Annotated in this window: 13 protein-coding genes; 2 read left to right on the top strand and 11 right to left on the bottom strand. The window is 69.8% G+C overall.

The window, feature by feature from the left end; genetic code table 11:
- Positions 1–29 precede the first annotated feature (29 nt).
- The 5 genes from ACIQR3_RS04580 to ACIQR3_RS04560 form a co-directional block, all read right to left on the bottom strand.
- Positions 30–2,165: a transposase gene (locus tag ACIQR3_RS04580; RefSeq protein ID WP_403534057.1), complete on the bottom strand. Its 2,136-nt coding sequence runs from the start codon at positions 2,163–2,165 to the stop codon at positions 30–32.
- A complete protein-coding gene (locus ACIQR3_RS04575) occupies positions 2,159–3,943 on the bottom strand; it encodes a transposase (RefSeq protein ID WP_403534054.1) in 1,785 nt (594 codons plus the stop codon). Before ACIQR3_RS04575 ends, ACIQR3_RS04580 begins: the two co-directional genes overlap by 7 nt.
- Positions 3,940–4,080: a hypothetical protein gene (locus ACIQR3_RS04570; RefSeq protein WP_403534051.1), complete on the bottom strand. Its 141-nt coding sequence runs from the start codon at positions 4,078–4,080 to the stop codon at positions 3,940–3,942. The genes ACIQR3_RS04575 and ACIQR3_RS04570 overlap by 4 nt, the downstream gene beginning before the upstream one ends.
- Positions 4,081–4,121: 41 nt before the next feature.
- Complete coding sequence (locus ACIQR3_RS04565; RefSeq protein ID WP_403534048.1) at positions 4,122–4,958, bottom strand: TnsA-like heteromeric transposase endonuclease subunit; 837 nt, start codon at positions 4,956–4,958, stop codon at positions 4,122–4,124.
- Between the two features lie 236 nt (positions 4,959–5,194).
- Positions 5,195–6,583: a DNA-binding protein gene (locus ACIQR3_RS04560; RefSeq protein WP_403534046.1), complete on the bottom strand. Its 1,389-nt coding sequence runs from the start codon at positions 6,581–6,583 to the stop codon at positions 5,195–5,197.
- A gap of 187 nt (positions 6,584–6,770) precedes the next feature.
- Between ACIQR3_RS04560 and ACIQR3_RS04555 the strand changes: the two genes are divergently transcribed.
- Positions 6,771–7,379 (top strand): hypothetical protein, encoded by a 609-nt coding sequence (locus ACIQR3_RS04555; RefSeq protein WP_403534043.1) that lies wholly within the window; start codon positions 6,771–6,773, stop codon positions 7,377–7,379.
- Positions 7,376–8,797 carry a hypothetical protein gene (locus ACIQR3_RS04550; RefSeq protein WP_403534040.1) on the top strand — a complete coding sequence of 474 codons (1,422 nt, stop codon included), beginning with the start codon at positions 7,376–7,378 and terminating at the stop codon, positions 8,795–8,797. Before ACIQR3_RS04555 ends, ACIQR3_RS04550 begins: the two co-directional genes overlap by 4 nt.
- Before the next feature lie 176 nt (positions 8,798–8,973).
- Here the strand turns inward: ACIQR3_RS04550 and ACIQR3_RS04545 are convergent, their stop codons facing one another.
- From ACIQR3_RS04545 to ACIQR3_RS04520, 6 genes are all read right to left on the bottom strand, one after another.
- A complete protein-coding gene (locus tag ACIQR3_RS04545; RefSeq protein ID WP_403534037.1) occupies positions 8,974–9,525 on the bottom strand; it encodes a hypothetical protein in 552 nt (183 codons plus the stop codon).
- A 24-nt stretch (positions 9,526–9,549) separates the two neighbouring features.
- Positions 9,550–10,470: a hypothetical protein gene (locus ACIQR3_RS04540; RefSeq protein ID WP_403534034.1), complete on the bottom strand. Its 921-nt coding sequence runs from the start codon at positions 10,468–10,470 to the stop codon at positions 9,550–9,552.
- A gap of 155 nt (positions 10,471–10,625) precedes the next feature.
- The gene (locus tag ACIQR3_RS04535; RefSeq protein WP_403535405.1) at positions 10,626–13,826 is read right to left on the bottom strand and encodes a Helicase associated domain protein; all 3,201 of its coding nucleotides are present in this window, start codon (positions 13,824–13,826) and stop codon (positions 10,626–10,628) included.
- Between the two features lie 106 nt (positions 13,827–13,932).
- Positions 13,933–14,493 carry a telomere-protecting terminal protein Tpg gene (tpg, locus tag ACIQR3_RS04530; RefSeq protein ID WP_403534031.1) on the bottom strand — a complete coding sequence of 187 codons (561 nt, stop codon included), beginning with the start codon at positions 14,491–14,493 and terminating at the stop codon, positions 13,933–13,935.
- 3 nt (positions 14,494–14,496) lie between these two features.
- Complete coding sequence (gene tap / locus ACIQR3_RS04525) at positions 14,497–16,605, bottom strand: telomere-associated protein Tap (RefSeq protein ID WP_403534028.1); 2,109 nt, start codon at positions 16,603–16,605, stop codon at positions 14,497–14,499.
- 55 nt (positions 16,606–16,660) lie between these two features.
- The gene (locus ACIQR3_RS04520) at positions 16,661–19,039 is read right to left on the bottom strand and encodes a Helicase associated domain protein (RefSeq protein WP_403534026.1); all 2,379 of its coding nucleotides are present in this window, start codon (positions 19,037–19,039) and stop codon (positions 16,661–16,663) included.
- Positions 19,040–19,608: the final 569 nt, after the last annotated feature.

Below are 19,608 nucleotides of genomic sequence, written 5' to 3'. Positions count from 1 at the left end.
GTCACTGGGGGCGGGGGGATCGGTACGGGTCACCACAGTTCGGCCTCCTGGTCGGCGTCGTACAGCGTGAGTGCGCCGGTCACCGGCAGCGGGTGCGCGCCGGGCTCGTCGGCGCCGACGTCGGCATGGGCCTCGGCCCGGGCTCGGGCTTCCAGTGCGTCGATGCTGTCCTCAGCCTCGGCCTCGTAAAGGCTCGTCGCTGGTTGGTCGCCCGCTGCCTGGAGGGCTGCCTTTGCGGTGTGCGTGCCCGGCGTCGTCTTGGGCGGTGCTGGTTGTGCCGCAGTGGTGGGCCGGGCGCGGCGCAGGACCTGGTCGGCGGCGTCGGCGAGGGCTGCCTCGTGTGCCTCGCGGTCGCCGCGCCGGCCCAGGGCGGCGCGGATGTGACGCCAGGCGGTCTCGCCCATGGGGGCGTGGACGTGGTCGCGGTGGATCCACGGGATTTCGTGCAGGTGCCCGTCGGTCAGCCGGATGTAGATCTGCCGCACGTCGTGCGGGTTGAGGTGGACCTCCCACTTGCCGCCGGGTTGCCCGGTGGGGGAGGGGCGGCCGCGGTGTTCATTGAGGCAGGCGTGGTCGTAGGTGCGGTGGTTGATGCGGATGCCGCGGCCGGTTATGGGGTGGAAGCGCACGGGCAGCAGTTCCAGGTAGTCGGCGCCGGTCAGCGGCAGCGGCACGTACCCGGACGCGCCCAGCAGCGCGCCCCACATCTCGTTCGGGGTGAGGGCCTTCTTCGGCAGGATGGGATGGCGCAGTCCTTCGTGGGGGCGGTGCTGCCAGCGGGCGGTGATCCACTCATCGAGCAGTTCCTGCAACTGGGCCACGGTGAACCGCGCTTCGTCTTCCGCCGCCTTGCCGCGCTCAAGGATGTGGGAGCCGGTGTAGCCGGCGATGTGCTGGGCGACGAGCGTGTTGATACTGCCGAAGGTCCGCTCGACGGCGCCTTTGGCAGCCGGCGAGCGGGGCGGCGTCGGCTGCACGCTCACTCCCAGGGTCTCGCAGGCGGCGAGGAAAGCGGCGGAGACGAAGATGGCCCCGCGGTCGATGACGATCGTCTCCGGCACCACCACCGGCCGCGCCGCCGCCTGCTTCAGCCGCGCGTCGAGGGCGAGGAGCCGGTCGTAGGGGACGGCGGCGTGGGACAGGCGCAGGTGGTCGGGCCAGCCGGGCCGTGCGGGATGGGGCACGGCCATCTCTGCCAGCAGCAGGGCGGCGTCCACGGCCTTGGTGCCCTCCTCGCGCAGCACGGCCGCCACTACCGAGCGGGTCGCCACATCGAGAGCGATCGTCATCTCTGGGCGCACCGGCTTCCCGTCCTCGCCGATGGCCATCACGTCGAGGCGGGTGGTGTCGACCTGCACCAGCTCGCCCGGCCGCAGCGCCACCGTCGGCGTGTAGGGCCGTACCGGTGTGGTGGTGGCGGTGCGGGCTGGCCGTCCGGGATGCTCCAGCGGATCGGCGAGCACGCGCACCAGTCGGTTGAACGTCGACGGCGGCGGCAACTCGACCGCGCCCGGCCCGTGGGTGTCGGCCAGGATCTGCCCGGTCAGCTCCCGCAGCCCTTTCAGTGTGCCCTTCGAGCGGCTGCGCTGGCGGCGCAGCGCCTCCAGCACGGCGGCCACCACTCGCTCATCGGCCCGTCCTGTCGCACGCGAGGGTTTGCGGCGGGGGATCAGCTCGAGCAGGCCGTTCGCGTGGTAGCGGGCGCGCATGCGGCGCACGGTGGCCCGGCTGACCTGGGGCCAGCCCAGCCGGGCGAGTTCGTCGGCCTTGGCCTGTTCCCGCTCGGCCATCGACTGCCGGGCCGGGTCGTATTCGGGCCGGGGCGTCCCACCGTCTGCCGGTCCGCCGGGCAGCCCGGTCTCGACCTCGCGGATGTGCCGCTGCCAGGCCAGGGCCCGCTCGCGTTCCCGTTCGGGCACCGACTCCAGCAGCCCCCACGGCGGCACGGCCGCGGCGGGGGAGTCCACCACGGCGAAGGTGGGGTCGGCGAACAGGAAGGAGGCGAGCACGGAGGCGGTCTGACCGCAGGTGTCGATGAGGCGTACCGAGGCCCCGGCCACGGCGGCCACCTGCCAGGTGCGGCCTTCGAACGTCACGTACGCCCCCAGCTTGACCTGCCGGTGCCGGGCGCCGGCCACCGGGCGGCCGCCGTGTGCGCTCACCACAGCTCGGCCTCCGCCTGCGGGTCGTACACCCCGCACCCGGCGGTATCCCGGGCTATGTGCCCACCGGCACCGCCGCCATCAGCGTCGTGCACCGTCATGGCACCGGCGATCCCCTCCAGGGCCGCGACGTCTGCGGTGCGCCCTGCCTCACCGGAGCCGCCGGTCGTCTCGCTGACCGGCTGTGCGCCCGCGCCGCGGAGCGCAAGGGCGCCGCCGGTGCGGCGCCGGACCATCTCGTCGAACGGGCGCAGGGTGTGCTCGCCCTGCGTCCACCCGACCGCGTGGAGCAGGCCGTCTGGCAGCCGGATGAAGACCTGCCGCGGGTCGTGGGGATGGTGGTGGACCTCCCACCGCTGGCCGCGGCCGCGGTGTTCGTCCAGACACGCATCGTTGTAGAGGCGCCCGCCCAGCCGGATTCCGGAATCGGTGAGGGCGCACCGGCGCGCCGGCAGCAGTTCGCCGTAGTGCTGCCCGGCCAGCGGCAGCGGCACCATCCCGGTCACGCCCAGCAGCACCTCCCACATCTCCTGGGGGGCGAGCCCCGCCCGGGGCAGCAGCGGATGGCGTAGCTGCTCTTGGGGGCGCTGGTGCCACTTGACGGTGATCCACTCGTCCAGCAGGTCCTGCAGCTGCGGCATGCTCCAGTACGCCCCGACCGCCTCTCCCGCTCCGCATGCCTCTTCCGCCGTGGTGGCGTACCGCGCGAACAGGCCTGCGAGGACCTCCAGCGTGCGCACGGCACCGCGCTTTGCGCCCGCCGTCCGCAGCGGGGCAGGCTCCAGGCTGATGCCCAGGCCCTCGCACACGGCCAGGACAGCGGAGGTGACGGCGGCTGTGGACTGGTCGACGACGAGCGTCTCGGGCACGGCCGCCGGACGCGCCGCCGCAGCCTCGATCCGTGCGGGCAGTGACACCAGCCGCCGGGCAGGCCCGCCCGCATGGGCCTGCTCCAGCAGGGCCGGCCAGCCCGGGCGCTGCGGCCTGGGCACGGCCATCTCGGCCAACAGCACCGACAACTGAACCGGCCCGTCCTGCTGCGGATGCAGTACGGCGGCCAGCACACAGCCGCTCGCCGAGTCCAGTGCCGCCGTCACCGCCACCGGCATCACACCCCCGTCCTCGCCCACCGCCCGCAGACCCAGGCGGGCGGTGGCGATGTGGACCCGCTCGGCGGGCCGCAGCGCAGGCGGCGGGCCGCCCGAGCGGGCCGGGCCGGTGGCGGTGCGCGCCGCACTGCCCGGCGGCTCGGCCGGATCCGCCAGCGCCTTCACCAGCCGGTACAGCGACGAGCGGCCGGGCAGCTTCACCCGGCCCGGCCCGTAGGTGTCCGCCACGATCTGCTCGGCCAGCTCGATGACCTGCCCGGTGGTGGTCTTCGACCGGCCGCGGCGCCGGCGCAAGGCCTCCAGCACGGCGGCCACCACCCGCTCGTCAGTACGCCCGGTCGCCGATCCGGTGCGCAGGTGGCGCTTGTCGACCAGTCCCCACAGCCCCTGCCGCTGGTAGACCAGCCGCATCCGCTGCACCGTGGTCCGGCTGGCCCTGGTCCAGCCCAGCGCGGCCAGTTCACGTGCCTTGACCTCTTCCCGCTCGGCGAGGGTGAAGCGCTGCGGGTCGTATTCGGGCTGGGGCGCGCCGCCGCTTGCCGGGCCGCCGGGCAGCCCGGTCTCGACCTCGCGGATGTGCCGCAGCCAGGCCAGGGCCCGTTCCTGCGCGGCCAGCGGCACCGTCTCCCACAGCGCCGGGGCCGGCGGCTCCGTGGCCGCGGGACCGGTCACGAGAAGCCGGGCGCGGACACCAGATGGGCGGCCAGCACACACCCGGTGGCCCCGTCCTTGGCGGCCAGGTGCACCCGCCCGTCGATCAAGCCGGTCACCTGCCAGGTGCGGCCCTCGAACGTGACCTGAGCGCCCACCTCAACACACCGCCCACCAGGAGCGGTCACCACGTGCTTGCTCAACTCTCCTGCTGCTCCCGCCGTCTCCCGTTGCCTGCGGCCGGACCGGGCGCAACCAGGATGTGCTCGCCCAGCGGCCGTGTCAGGTCCGCGGCCAGCCGTCCGCTCCACAGCGCGTGGTAGAGCACCGGCAGAGCGGTGAGGACCTCGCCCGCCGCCGCGGCCCCGGCCATCAGCGGCCGTTCGGCGGCGAACGCCTTGAGCACCGCCTGCTCAAGGCCGCCGGCGTCGCGGTGGCGGGGATGGCGGTAGCCGGCCAGCCACCGCACGTTCGCCGCCACCACTGTCTCGGGCGGCGCCAGGCGCCGGTAGGTGAACCCCACCGCCGCACAAGCCGCTTCAAGCGCCGCGGCGGCGCGCTCGGCCCGGCCGGCGGCGGGAGCCGTCGTGGCGGGGCAGTCGGCGAGCAGGGCGCGGCCGTCGGCGTAGCGGGCGAACAGTTGCGGCACCCACGTCAGCGTCCGCCGGCTGTCCGGATCCCGCCAGATCAGCCGCACCGGCCGCGCCGACAGCGCCACCACTTGCGGATCGCGGTCCAGGATCATCAGCTGCATGCACATCGCCTGCGATCCGTGCATCACATGCCGCCCGGTCGTGGCCGACCACCACCAGCCCGGCCCCCACCGCCGCCCCGGCACCACCGGGAACGCCGCCACCGGCGCCATCTGCTCGAACCTGACCGCCACGGCCGCCTCCACCCAGCGGCGCTGCACCAGCGTGCCGTCTGCCCCGGCGAACTCCGCCTCCACCGTGCCCGGCTCCGGAACCCGGCAGGTATTGCCCGCGACGGCGGGTAAGCCGGCCTGCGTGCCGTCCTGGCTGCTGTCGGTGATCACGAACTCCACATAACGCCATGCCTGCCCTGCCGCGCAGGCGAACCGGCCGGTAACCCCAACCGTGGTGCTCAGTACGCCCGTTGGGGTCGCAGGGGGTCAAGATGCCACCCGGACACACTGGTGTCAGTGCGAAGTCCTGCACTTTCCGGCTGCCTGGCCGCCCTCCTTCGGCACCACCCGCCGAACCCAGAGCGGACCGTGGTGCCAGGGCCGTTGCCCGGCCGCCGCAGGGAGCGTCAGTCTTCGCTACGGCCTGCGGCGAGTATCTGTGACAGCTCTTCGGCGGGCAGGCGGGACCACTGGGCTACTTCCTCCAGCGCCACCCCGGCAGTGACGGCTGCGGCGGCGGTATGCAGCACGGCCCGGTCGATCAGATCGGCACTCTGGCTGAGGTGCTCCAGCAGCGTGCGGGCCACCTCGGCGGTGGTGCCGCTCTGCACGCCGCGCAACTGCACCAGCCCCTCCCGTGCCTCGTCGAGCAACTGCGTGATGTGGAAACGGTGTTCGGCGGAAACGGTGGCACGCCACCGGGTGCCCGAGCCGCCCGCCTGTGTCTCCGCCGCCAGGACGCGCAGCTGGCCGGCCATCGTTGCGGGCTGCTGCTCCCGCTTCAGGTGCCACGGATCGTCCCGCCATCCCGGCGGTCCGCCGACACGGCGGGCGCGCACGATCGAGCCCCTCCAGCCGCTCAGCGGGCCGCCGTAGTCGGCCGCGATCAGCGGCCCCAGCCAGTCCCGGTCCACCCGCTCGCCCAACCGGTGGCAGAACGGGTCGTCCCCGCCCCGTGGCCGAGGCCGCGTCCCGCCGCTTGCGCGCCACGCCAGCTCGGCCATGGCAGGGTCCAGCAGCGCTTCGGCCACGGCCACGACCTCGGGGAAGACGACCGCGTCCCGGCCCACGATCCGCCACCGCTCCAGGTCCGTCCCGGCGTTGCCGCCCGCGACCTGATGCAGCCGCCGCGGCCAGACCGTCTCGCGCTCCCAGTGCAGGGCCTGTTCCCACCACCGGACCACCACCGCATAAGCCAGAGCGAACACCCTCTCCGGCTCTACTCCAGCCCGTGCTGCCCGCCGCGCCACCCTGACCCACCGCCGCTGCGCCGCGGTTACCTCCGGCACGCCGCGCAGGTCGAGGTGCTCGAGGGGCTGGCCGGCGTCCGCGTCCAGCAGCCACCGCCCGTGCCGGACACACGCCCGCTCCCATCGCGGCGCGTACCGCACCACCCGCACGGCCGTCCCTGTGCGCCGGGCCGCGCACAGGCGGCAGCCGAAGGCGACCGGTCCGGCGACCGCGCCCCCGGTCCGCCACGCAGCCGCCGGCACCCCGTTCTTTCCGGCCGACAGCTTGGCGTCCTCCTGCCCCCAGGACGGCAGCGCCCGCGCCAGGACGTCTTCCTCGACGCCGCACAGGCTTGCCAGATGCTGCCATCCGGCTGCGTTCAGCAGCACCTCGGCGTCGGCCCGCGCGCCCCCGCCGTCGTGTCCCGGCGGGTAGTTGCGCCACTGCCAGTACGACCGCAGCACCTTCGCTTCCATCCCGTAACGGCTCGCGATGCGGCAGATCAGCGACGAGGTGGTCTCTCCCTGCAGGGGAGCTGTGCGCAGGAGGCCTGGATGATGGGTCACTCCACTACGGTCTCGTGTTCGCCGATCCGGGCGGGCGTTTTCGCAGTAGCCGTCCGGTCCTCGGCCCGTCGTCTGCTTACTTCCCGAGGCCGTGTGTCTCCCTTTCCTGGAGCCGGCAGGCGTCGGTGTGCCGGGCATTCGGCCATTCGAGCGCACCGTGATGATCCGATCGCACTAAGCTACGCCTGTGGTGGTTGGCGAAGACGCTCAGGTGAAGGGCTTCTCGGGAGCCCGCAGAGCCAAGCAGTGGCTCGAGGGCACGATGCGCATCTTCGGCGCGTACGCGAACACGGACTCGGAGTCCTGCGGCCGTCGGCTGACACTGTCCTGGCCGTACGGAGGCCGGACGTTCTCCTTCGATCTGGGAGGCGCCATGCGCGGTGACCCCTACCAGAACGACATGTTCTGCGCGGAGGTCAAGAACTACACACAGCCGAGCGATCAGGGAACGCAGTTCGACGAGTTCCTCGCCAAATGCTACGTAGCTGCCCAGGCCCAGCACCACCTCAGCGATCACTTCATGTGGATCACCTGGGCCCCGTTCCGGGCGAACTCCTGGTCCACCCTCAACTCACCTGATCAGGTGGAGACCGCGGTCCTTCAGCACAGCAGCCGTGTTTTCGGCACCAGCGACGCCGAGGAAGCCCGGAAACTCCTGGACGCTGAACTCGTCCGGTCGGTCGCCGCACGCCTGTGGTTGATCGTGCTCTCGGACAAGCAGGAAACTCTCCTGCCGCTCAAGGACTGGGCCGCCATTGTCGCCGCCGAACTCACCCGCAGAGAGGGCTCGTGGTGAACATCGTCGAACAGTCGATCTCCCAGGCCATGGACGAGCCCGACGACCGGATCATGTTCACCCGGGTCAAAGACATCGTCGCCCGCCACCTGCGCCGCATGGACCCCGGTGCCACCGTCACCAAGACCGAGTTCTTCAACCACACCCACGTCCCCGACATGGTCCTCGAATGGCCCGGCAGACCCCGCACACCGCGCCGGTTCATCTATCTGCGCACCACATCGGACCAGCGCGAACTCGAGGACGACCTCCACCGCCTTCCCCGTGACGACCGACCGGTGCTCCTGGCTCTCGGCCAGCTGCCCAGCGCCCGGCAACAAGAAGATCTCCCCCCGCTGCCCGGCAGCAGCACCGCGCTCCTCCTCGACGCTTGCGCGCTCGGCGCACTCCAGCCGGCCGACGACTCTCCCGGCATCCCCCATCTGGTGTCCCGCTCCGTCCTAGAAGGAGGCCGCGGCACCCTCGACAAGGCGGCGACGGAGGAGTTCCTGAACACGGTCGTTCAGGGAGCCGAGGCCGCCCGTGCGGGAGAACGCGTTCCCACCCGCGACGCAGTCGACGCCCTCACCGCACGGATGACCACCGACGTCGCCGACCGGATGTCAGCCTTCCTCGCCGCGCTCTGGCAAGGCGGCGGATCCACACTCGCCAGCTTCCCCGCACCCCAGCGAGGCGTCGGCCATCTCGACGAGACGGCCCTGATGTACCTGCTGGAATCCGAAGACATCGCCGACGCCGCGTTCTGGAACCGGGTCGTCCGCATGATCAGCCTCTCAATCCTGCTGCGCACCCCGGCCGCCGGCACCGGCAACCTTCAGCACCTGATGCGTGAGGCGATCCGGCTCTGGACCAGCCGCGTCTGCATGATCGTGCCCGGCGCGGCAGACGCAGACATCAGCCCGTGGCGCTGGGCGGTGAAGGCCGGCCAGCTGATCCTGCAGACCCCGCGGTTCCATGTGCTCGTTGCCCAATCCCGGCGCCAGCTCCCGCAGGGACAGGAGCACGACCTGCCCCGCCTCGACGAGGTGCGGAACAGGGCCGACCGCTTCGGCATCCCGCTGACCTCTCTTCGCATGGTCGTCACGGACCGCCACGTCGGATACGGCGGCCCCGGGGACGACATCTCCCACGACACCCAACTCGACGGCATCAGTGACGCGCTGGGACAGGCTGAGGGAGTCATCGAGGCCGATGCCCGCATCCCCTCCGGCGAGACCCTCCAGTGCCTGTTCGGCATCAAAATCGCCAGCGCCCGCGGCGCACGTACCCAGGTACCGCTGGACACCCTCCTCGGCACCACGGCCCGCCTGCTCTCCGATCTCTCGAGCGACGAAGCCGAGAAGATCACCCAGCTCCTCGGCGCCCAGGGTCCACCCCCCGACCAGCCATGGAGCCAGCCCACCTTCGACGACGTATAGGACTCGTCGAAGCGGTGGCCGCCTCAAGACCAGGAGGCCGTCTGGACCGTCCCAGGTACGGCGATGGCCGACTACACGGGCTCACCTACGGGGTTGTCCAGGATGGAGCCCATGAGGTCCTGCTGCCCAGCCCAGGGCCACAGGCCAGCTGGGCAGTGCAGCAGCGAGCATCTTGTTCACGATGTGTTCTGGTGTCGACGCAGCCAGTCAAGGTCCCGTACTGGTGTGACTACTGGCTCAGGCTCAGCTGAATCCGCGTCTGATACTCGCATCATCCTGTCGAACAGCCAGATGAGGCGGAAGAAGCGTAGTGCTGCGAAGGCCATGGCGAATTCGAAGATGAACCGTGCGGATGCGGGGTCCTTGTCTCTGTCGAGTGCGAGTGCGCTCAGCAGCAGGGCGCATACCAGCGCGGTGCCGCACAGCAGACTGCGCCAGCTTCGCCGGAGACCCACCTGATGGTGACGTCGGACAGCGCGTAGGCGTTCTCCGTTAGCCGCGGTGTAGATGGAGATCGCGATCGCACTCAGCCCGCCGATTGCTGACACCACACCGGCAGCAGCGGCATACAGGTCAGTTCGCTGTGATGAGTCGATCCACGACAGCCAGTCTCCTGACCCGGTCGTGCGGATCGTCAAAATATGAGCGCAGAGGACGAGCGCTGCTGCGAGGTAGTCGATCCAAAGATGTTCTGCCCACCGATCCGCGATGGTGTCGCGTACCTCCACAGGCCCCCCTCGTCTATGCCCAGGTCACGAACCCCCGGCATCCACTGCGAGTCGCAAAGCGTCCTCATGTTCGGCCGCTGCTCCCAGGATGGCATCCACCGCTGACATGATCCGGATTGACCTACCTTCGCCATCTGTAGCCGGTACGCGCTTTTTAGCCGTAATGCTGTGTTCTACTAGCTCGACGAGCCGAGTCTGCTCCGGCCCGCCCGGCTCGGAGAAGACCAGTCGGGCCCGGGCCCGCTCGGCTCCTGTGACCACATCGGAGATCTCCTCCAGGTCAGCAAGAAGATGTTCACGGTGCTCCCTGAGCTCCTTCTTCTTGGGCACAGAGATGATCATGGTCACACTGATCTCCCCGTACGATTCCCCGGCTACACGGAGCGTCCTGGCCAGCCCACCGCGACGTTCCCTCAGCGCACCCATCTTGTTGGCCATGATCTTCACTTCTACCCGGCTCGCGCCAGAGGCGGTCTTGAGTTTTTCCACCTCGGCATGCGTCACTACTGGGCGGATCTGCAACTGCCTGCCAGGGAAGATCTGGATCCCGTTGAGCCAGGTCTCCAACGCCTTATGCGACGGCGCCGACACACCTCCCTGCATGATTCCCACAACGTTGCCGAAGGGCAGGAAGCAGATCACCGACGTGTCCAGGTAACCCTCCTGCGCCGACTGTTCCAGCTCGCGCAGAGTTCCTGTGTCGAAGTTCATGACAGACAACCACTCGCCAGCGTCCTTCACACGATGCAGGAGCAGATGGTCCTGCATGTCGTAGGTGGCGATGGTGCCCACCATCTGTGAATCGGCTTCGAAGGTCCGGGCTGCGACAGGTGCCCGTGAGAGATCCGAGAGTGCGCCGTCCCAGTCCATCAGCTCGGGGATTCGTCGGGCTTCGCCGTCCTTGAGGACAACCACCTCGTAGAAGCCAACCGTGCGTTCCTTCATGTGGCCCAGCGTTGCCAAGGCGCCCCCTCACTCGTGCCGACAGCAGCAAGCCATGCGGCCGACCTAACAGTCGGTCACGGTCTGCTGTATAGATCGTAAACCTGTGCAGTAGGCCAAAAGGGCGCGAACGAGCGAACCGGTGTCGCTGGTCATTTTCAGGATTTCATGTCCGAACTGCTCCAGCCTGCGGTGAAGCTGGCAGTGGTGAGGAGTTGTTGTTGGCCGGGGTGGAGGGTGCTCCATTGGCTGCGTTGGGCTTTGGCCCACCGTTGGAGTGTGCCGGGGAGGGGTTGGTTCCTGCTGATCGTGGTGCGGTATTGCTGCCAGGTGCGGTGCCAGGTGTAGGGCCAGGGCGGGTTCCACCACGGGTCCAGGCTGGTGAAGGCGGTTGCGGTGGTGGTGGAGAGGGTGCCGGCGCGGGCTTTGCGGCGTTGCTGGCACAGCCATTGGCCGAGGGGGAAGCCGTCTTGTCGGGTGTGCTTGTCCGGGGTGAGGTGGCCGTGCTGGGCGGCGTAGGCGCGTGCGTGGTGGAGTCCGGGGCTGGCGGGGTAGGAGCGTGTGGTCGGGGCGGGTCGTGCGTCTACGGCAGCGTGGGGTGTGATGCCGAGGTCGGTCAGGAGGTCCTGCTGGCCGGGGTGGAGATGTTCCCAGGACTCCTGCTGGACAAGGATCCAGCGGCACAGGCCTCGGGGGAGGTTCGTGGTCGCTACGCCCTCGGCGCCCGTGGCTGCTGTGCGGAGGCGGTGGTAGGTCTGTTGCCATTGCAGTGGCCAGGGCGGGTTCCACCACGGGTCGATCATGGTCAGGGCTTCGGCCCGGGTGGGGGAGAGGCGGTCCTGACGGGCGCGTCGTCGTTGCCAGGCCAGCCACTTTCCCAGCGGGAACCCGTCGAGGACGGTGCTGGCGGGCGAGGCGATATGGCCGTATTCGGCGGCGTAGGCGCGAGCTTGTGCGAGCGCAGTGTCCAGGAGACCGGGCTCGGTGCGGTCAACCGGTGGTTGGGTGGCTCGGGCTGTTTCGGCAGTGATGCCGATCTTGGTCAGGAGGCGGTGCTGTTCGGGGTGGAGTGTGCCGTATTCGGCGCACTGACGCTTCAGCCAGTCGGCCAGCTCCTTCTCAAGGCCGGCAATGCCGGTCCCACCGCCGTCGGCGGCGTACCGGGCCTGTGACCGCTGCCATACGCGGCTCCAAATGCGCTGCCACTCCAAGGGCCAGGTCGGATTCCACCATGGGTCGAGCGCTGTGAGGAGCGTGCTGACCGGCCATGTCCCGCCTGTCCTGCGATGGTGCTCCCGCGCCTGGTGGCGTTGTTCGCTCAGCCACCGGCCCAGCGGAAACCCCTCAGGACAAGCTTTCAGAGGGGTGGCGAGGTGGCCGTGTGCGGCGGCGTACGTGCTCGCGTGGGCCAGCCCGGGGCCCGTACCGCAGAGCTGGGCGATGATCTCGTGGGGGCGGGCGGCGGTCTCGGCGGTGATGCCGATCTCCGCCAGCAGCTGCTGCTGAAGCGGATGCAACTGCTTGTAGCCGGTGCACTGTGCGGACAGCCACGTGGCCCAGCCGTCACTGCCCTCCGGCCAGCCCCTTTCTGCAGCCCCCTGGTGCCGGTCTCGGGCATGAGCGCGGATCCGGTGCCAGGTGCGCTGCCACGCCAAGGGCCACGGCGGGTTCCACCACACGTCGATCGCGTCGAGCACCTGAAGGTGCGCTGGTTCGTCCTGGCGGCGGGTGAGGCAACGCTGGGCAGTCAGCCACTTCCCGAGCAAAAACCCCTGGTAAGAGATGCTTTTGGTGGCCAGGGCCAGGCATCCGTGTTCGGCGACGAAGGCGCGCGCACAGGCAACAGCCTTATCGATGCCCGCTGTCCGGCTCGTTCGGCGCGGGCGTGCGCTGTCGGCGGCCTGGGCCGTGAGGCCGATGTAGGCCAGCAGACGGCGCTGTTCGGGGTGGAGTGAGCTGTAGTCGGTGCACTGCAGGTACAGCCACTCCCCGGTCAGCACGTGGGTGTCGGCAAAGCCGTCGGCGGCGTTGAGGGGGCCGTGGCGCTGGACGTGGTCGCGGGCGCGGTAGTAGGAGCGCTGCCACTTCACCGACCAGGGGATGTTCCACCACGGATCCACCTCCTTCAGGGCGGCGGCCTTTTCTTCGGGCAGGGCCAGGGCGTGGGCCTGCTGGTTGTGCACCCATTTCCCCAGGGCGAAGGAACCGACTCGGGTGTCGCGTTGGGTGGCGAGGTGGCCGTGCTGGGCGGCGTAGGTGCGCGCGTGGGCCAGGCCGGCGGCGAAGGCCCCGTCGGCGTGCACGCTGTGGCCCCGCAGCCGTTTCTGAGCCGGCAGACCTTCTGTGCCCGCAGTCTGCCGACGATGGTGGCCCGCAAGAACGTCGGTGAGAGGCTGGGGCCGGAGCGCCAAGGGCACCTGCCACAGCCGCTGTTCGTCGTCTCCACTGCCGCCGTTGGTGCGGATGCACTGGTACGTCCAGGCAAACAGCGGTCCGTGGGTGCAGGCGGCCAGACGCTCGGTGAGCCACGGCCGCCGCAAGCGATGGCCCAGCTCGCTGGGCACGCACGGCACATCAGCCAACCGGTAAGGGAGGTGACCACCTCCGTCAGCAGCGACACGGAGCCGCCAGGCCCGGCTGGCCAGAAGCGTGGCGAGGGCGACGGTCTCTGGGTAGGTGACCAGATCCCGCGCCAGAATCCGCCACCGCTGAGGATCCTCGCCCGCGGGCATGACCGCATCCAGCCGCACCGGCCACAGACGCTCCTCGGGCCACTTCTGCGCCCACCACCAGGCGGTGACCGCCTCAGCAACCTCGAACGCCGAACCAGCGACGGGGGAGCGGCGCAGCAGCCTGCGGTGATCCTCCTGCGCCTGGGCCACCTCCGGGCATCCGGCCAACCCGACGACACGTCCCCCGCTGTCAGGCACGCTCATCAGCCAGTACTTATGGCGTGGGCAGACTCGCTGGTGCGCCGCCAGGTACGCCCGGGCTGGTGCAATGCGGCCGGTCCGCGCGGCCACACAGCTCGGGCATGCCGGGCCCCAGGCGGCAACCGTCTCGACCCCGTTGTGGAGCCGGGCCGCCGGCCTTTCCTTCGAGGGGCCCAGCGGCTCCTCCCGCGTCCAGGCCGGCAACGCGCGGCGCAAGCCTCCCTGCGGCACACGACACAACGCCGCGACCCGGTCCCGGGCCGCGGCGTTCAAGAACACCTCACTGTCGTCCTGGAGAGCTCCGCCGACGCCCTGCTGGCCGGCCACTTCGGCAACCGATGACAGCAGACTCCGCACCGTCAGGCCGTACCTGTCCGCGATCCGCCCCAGGAACGACAGCGTCATCTCACCCTGCAGGGGAGCCACCCGAAAGGCGCCCGAGGCCAGCAACAGCTTCCTCCCATCCCGTCGCTTGTGACAACTGCGTGCTTCGGCTCAACAAACAGGTGCTGGGCCTGCGGCCAGCGCCAGGTCAGTAGTCGAGGTCGAGGTAGTCGATGTCGTTGAGGGTGACGTCGGAGAGGCCCATGGCGCGGCTTCCGCCGTCTTGGAAGTAGATCTCCTTGAATCCCTCGGCGATGATCGCGCGCATCTCCTGGTCGCTGGCTCCAGCCTGGCGGGCGTCGAAGAGGCGTTGTGCGTAGGTGGGTGGGAGGTGGACGGTGAGGCGTCGGAAGCGTCCGTCGTCGGTGGTGCCGACTGGTGCGGTGTATCCGAAGCGGGCCCTGGTCTCCACTGTGATCCCGGTCGTGGCGGCAGCTTGCCGCTGCCGGCGTTTGCGGACCTGTGGCTGCCACCGCTGCCGTACGGCGGCGTCGATCCGTTCGGCGATGGCCTGGGGCGGGTGCTTGCGTTCGCCCTTGCGGTAGCGCTCCACCGATCGCTGGCTGACCCCGATCTCCTGGGCAACGGCTTTGGTCGTCTTGAGCTGCTTGATCAGGAAGTTGATGCGTGCCTGGAGTGTCTTGGGCGGCTGGCGGGTGAAGGCTTCCCGGTCGGCGCGTTCGATGGCGTCGTCGATCTCACCGGACACGGCTTACTCTCCTTCGTCCAGGACGGCGTCGCCGCCCTTGATGTGGCGGGCCGGGTTGAGGCCCTTCTCCATGAGGTCGATCGCCCAGAGCATCTCCTGGACGCCTTCCACCTTGGCCAGGCCGGGCGTGGGCCCGAGGCGGAACCCTCCGGGCTGCGGCTTGCCCGAGGCGGCATACGGCAGGAAGTCCAGCGGCGAGGCGCCCGGCGAGGGGTAGACGACGCAGTCGGAGAGCACGGCGAGCGGGAACAGCCCGGTCATCTTGGCCATGTTGTTGAGCTTGCGGTGCATGTTGACCCGGGCCTTGCTGATGACGGCGGCCCGGATGTCGGGGCGCCACGTCGGCCGGGCGAGGGCCGGCCACCGCTCCCCCGCCTTGTACTGGCGTCCCTGGGGGCGCTCGCGGAGCTTGCCGACGCCGCCCTTCACCGTGGCCTTGATGGCCGCGAGGACGGCGGCCAGAGCCGGGGCGACCTGCTTGTGCTGCTCCATCGCGGCAAGGAACTGGCGGTCGTCCAGGTCCTTGGTGACGCCGAGGTCAGCGAGGGTGTCGACGTACGCGGTTTTGAGCCGGTCGTGCCACGGGTCCAGGTACGCGCCGGTCTCCCGGCGCAGATACGCCTCGATCGGGTGGACGTCGTAGCCGAGCTCCTGGGCGTAGGTGACGGTGTGCGTCTGGTACCAGGCCGGGCCCGTCGGGCGGGAGCCGTCCGGCGTGAACGGCGAGGGCAGGCGCGGGTCCAGCTCGATGTGGGACAGGTCGACCAGCCACGAGCCGGGGATCTTCGGGTTGAACTTCGGCCCGACGAAGTGGTCCGGGGCGCTGAGACCGACGACCAGGCGGGCCGCGGCGGCGAGGAAGGCGGTGTTGAGGTCCAGGCCGACCGCGAAGGGCATCAGGCACTCCTCATCGGAGAGCGAGTCCACCGGCCGCACCCACTGGTACGCCTCCTCGTTCAGGAACCCGCCCGTCCAGCCGGACTGCACGACGACGGGGTGTTCCGGGGTGGCCTCCGGCGGCGCCGGGTCCATCGGCTCCGTCCCCAAGCTGCCGGGGTTGTGGCCGGAGATCCAGTTCCCGGTCTCCGGATCACGCTCCGGCTTCGTCGGCGGGCGCAGCGCCGTCATCAGCTCCAGGCCCGAGACGGCCGTCGACCCGCGCGGGGTGATGACCCGCTGGGCGTACACCCCGAGGACGCGGGCGATGTCGGCCGGTTCCATCTCCGCCACGCCGGGCCAGGACCGCTCATCGAGGGCGTCCCACGACAGGATCGCCAGCTGCACGCACTGCCGCTCGTGGCCCTGCGCCTTGCGGTAGATCCGCGCCCATGGGCCGAAACCGCGCTGGGTGAGCTGCCACTTGGCCTTCGCGACCTGCTTGACGACGGGGTGGTCCTCCGGCAGGCGCAGGGAGCGGCGCTGCTCGTGGCCCTCCAGACGCTCGGGCAGCCCGAGCTTCACGGTGGCCGCCGCCGTGAGGACGATCAGCGGGTCGGAGTCCTTGCCATAGCGGTTCAGCTTCGGCGCACCGAGGCCGGACTCGCGCAGCGTCCACTCCACCAGCTCCACGATCGTGGTCGCCGGGCAGTCCAGCACCAGGCCGCTGACGCCGTACGCGCAGCCGTCACCGTCCAGGACCGCGAGCGGGCCGTGCGGGAACCGCGGGTCGGTCGCGGGCTTCGCCGCCTTCTTCGTGGCCGGACGCCGCGATGACGCAGCGGGCCGGATAGCGGGGCGCGCCGGCGCCGCAGCCGGAACGGCGGAAGCCTGCGGAGCATCTGCCGTCTCCACCCTGGACGCGGCCAGCTCGGTAGACGCTGCGGGCGCCGTCGCGGCAACCGAGGCTGCCGGAGCCGCGCCGGGGGCGGGGTACTTCGCAGCCCACCCCTTCAGCAGCCGCTGGTAGGCATCCAGGCGCGGCGACTTCGGCTCGCTGCGGCCGTTCTCCCAGTTCTTCACCGACTGGGTCGTGGTCTTCAACGCAGTGGCGAGGCGGGCCTGGGTGATGCCGGCCGCCTCACGCAGCCGGGCGCGCTCCGCCGGAGGCGGCAGGTGCGGCTCCTCATTCAACAGAGCGTCGACGGACGCGAACAGCTCTTCCTCAGATGCCATGACCCCGCACCCTCACTCCAGGCCAGCTTGCTTAACCACAAACTTATCCCAGACTTTAACCTTCCAGGGCCCATTCCAGCCCTAGCGCGGCGAGCGCGGCGAGTTTGTCAGTGGTGAGCTTCGCGCGGCGGCTCTTCTGGTTCATGACCCACACTCCAAGCCGGACTTCGACCCCGTCCTCCAGCAGCTCTACGTGGGCCCTGGGGACCTTCACAGAGCCTGTGCGGGCTCTGTACTGCGCGAGGGCCGCCGCGCCCCGCTCGAACGTCGTGGAAGCCCTTGTGGGCCTCTCCGCTTCCGGGGCGAGCGGTGTGATGCCGAGCTGCTCCAGGCGCTCGCGCTGTCCGTCGGTCAGGGCCTGCCAGACCTTCGGCGTCCGCTGCCGGGCCAGCCACTTCCCGATGTCCATACCGTGAACCGTGAATCCGGGCAGGACTTCCGCCTGGCCCTCTTCGTCGGACACCAGCTCGCGAAGGGCGGCGTAGTGCCGCTGCCACTCCGCCGACCACGACGGGTTCCAGTCCTCGTCCACGGCCAGAAGCGCGGCCTCCCACTCCGGGTGACCGTCCAACGCGCCGGGACGCCGCAAATTGCTCAACCACTGTCCCACCGGCCTGGACAAAGCCACTGCGGACCTCGGAGCACAGAGGGTCCAGTACTGGTCGTAGTACGCCTTCGCGGCCTCCAGGTTCTCCTGGAACCGCTCATCGGCCAAGGACCACACCATGCCGAGCTTCTCCAGCCGCCGGGCGCGCTGCCCGGTCATCTGCCCGGCCCCGAACGCCCGCCGCTGTTCCGCCACCCACGTCCCCAGCGGAAATGCGCCCTCCTTGTGCCCGTACGGCACTCGGGCATGACCCTCACGCTCCGTGAACTCCTTGAGCTTCGCCCAGCCGCGCGCCCAGTCCTGCCGCTCCGTGTCGATCACATTGAAGGACACCCAGTTCGCGACCATCACCGGATCACGCGGAGCCGCAAAACGAAGCAGCAATCTGGTTTCTTCCTCACCATCACCGGGCGCGACACCAATGGATTCGGAGGGCTGCACGACGTCCTTCTGAGGCTCCTGCGGGATCGCCAGCAACTCCACTGCCTCTTCGTCGTGAGCCCGCAGACCTTCCAATACCTTCACCAAAGGTCGGTATGAACCCGAGGTGAACATATCCTCCGGCGATTCATCGGGCTGGAGAAATACCGGCACGATCAAAGAGGCGAGCTTTCCCTCTCCGGGCTTCTGACGCAGTGCGCGGCCGATCGCCTGCACGATGTCGTGCGGCGCGCCCTTGGGGTCCAACAGTGCCACGGAGTCCACGGCCCGGATGTCCACGCCCTCGCCCAGGACGCGGCAGTTGGAGAGCACGGCCCGCCGGGCGGTGGTACCGAACCTGCCCAGCACCTCCCGCCGACGCTCCGGGACGTGCTCGCCGCACAGCCAGTCCGCCCAGATCTCCGCCGGGTACTTCTCCGGCTGGTCGGCGTGCAGCCGCTTGGCCACACGCTCCAGGCCCTCCGCGTACGCCTGTGCCTCTATGGTCCGGTGATGGAAGGTGATGCAGGTCTGGAGGTTGTGCTGCTCCATCGTGTGCAGCAGCGCGGCCTGGAGCGCACCGAGGCGCTGCCCGCGCACCTCCTCGGTGTGCCGCTCCTCGCCCATCAGCCGCTCGGGCGTCACGACCGGGTCCTGAAGCTCCAGGACGATGATCTGGTACCGCGCCAACAGCTTCCGCGACACCGCCGACGCCAGCGACAGCTTGTACAGGACCGGCCCGAAGACCTTCTCGTCATCCATGGAGGCCGCCATCTCCCGCGGCAGCGGGTCACGCACCCCCTCGGCGACCTCGCGGTTCAGCCGCTCCTCCCAGATCCGCGGCGTCGCCGTCAGATACAGCCGGCGGTGCGCCGGGATCTTCGTCTGGTCGTGGATGTCCGCCCACGCCTTACCCATCGACCCACTGGTCCGGTGCGCCTCATCCACCACCGCCAGGTCCACCGGGGCGAGCTTCTGACCGTAGGCACCCTCGAACGCCTCCACCAGCACGCCTAGCGACGCGTAGGTGGCGTAGATGGTCACCGGCCCTGCCGAGTGCCACAGCGCCAGCTGCACCGGGTTGGTGGTGGACCGCACCCCCAGGCGCCACAGCTCCGGATCGTCCAGCGGCGAACACACCATGACCGCCGGCCCCTTGTGCCCGACCCCGCTCCACGCCTTCACCGTCTGCGCCAGGAGATCCAGGGTCGGCACCACAACGAGAACGCGGCCCTTGGGTACAATCCGCTTTGCGGAGGCCGCCGCGATGATGGTCTTTCCCGTCCCACACGCGGCGTGCACCTGTCCGCGCAGACCATTCCAGGGAATGCCGCCCGGCGGGATATCGAGGCCGCGCACGATGGCGGCTACAGCCTCAATCTGGTGTTCACGCAGTTTCACGGCCATTCCCGTGTTCTCCTTTTCGCGGAATGCGGCTTGTAACAGGAATGAGAGTCCGGCGCGGTGAGTGGCGGGCCAGGGTGGTGGTGTCTGGTCCCAGACTCTACACAGTCAGCATCAGTGATGCATTACCCATGCGACAGCTTCCCCCTGTAGGCTGATACTTGGCCAAATCTCGCCCTGCTGACACGGTTCATGGGGTATACTGACGGGGGATTGGTCAACGTGAGCGGCTGATTTCGAGGATGAGGAGAGGTTCGGGTGGAGCGCAGCGGAGCCCGTCACTGCGGTTGGGCCGGCACCCTGTCAGGCCGATGGTCCGTCACTCTCGTTGCCGGGGTGGTGCGTAGTAACCCCAAGCCCTACACAGGTCCGCGTGTGATGCACCTCCCCTTACTGCCAGCCCAGGCACCCGCGCTTGCGCGGGTGCCCACAATTCGCGCTTGCGCGAATTACCCTGCCTTTTGAATTCCGCTTGCGGAATTCTATTCCGGCGCCTGCGCCGGAATCCGAATTGCGCTTGCGCAATTCCTGCTTTATGCCCCGGCTTGCCGGGGCATATCCCGCTCCGCGGG

The sequence above is a fragment of the Streptomyces sp. NPDC090994 genome (assembly GCF_044768905.1).
GTDB lineage: Bacteria > Actinomycetota > Actinomycetes > Streptomycetales > Streptomycetaceae > Streptomyces.
The sequence above is the reverse complement of the archived record's forward strand: the minus strand, read 5'-3'. Positions and strand labels throughout refer to the sequence as shown.

What these genes read in the sequence shown, in the direction of transcription:
- tap (WP_403534028.1), bottom strand. Translation starts at nt 16,605, where the DNA reads ATGGCATCTGAGGAAGAGCTGTTCGCGTCCGTCGACGCTCTGTTGAAT.
- ACIQR3_RS04540 (WP_403534034.1), bottom strand. Translation starts at nt 10,470, where the DNA reads ATGAAGGAACGCACGGTTGGCTTCTACGAGGTGGTTGTCCTCAAGGAC.
- ACIQR3_RS04520 (WP_403534026.1), bottom strand. Translation starts at nt 19,039, where the DNA reads ATGGCCGTGAAACTGCGTGAACACCAGATTGAGGCTGTAGCCGCCATC.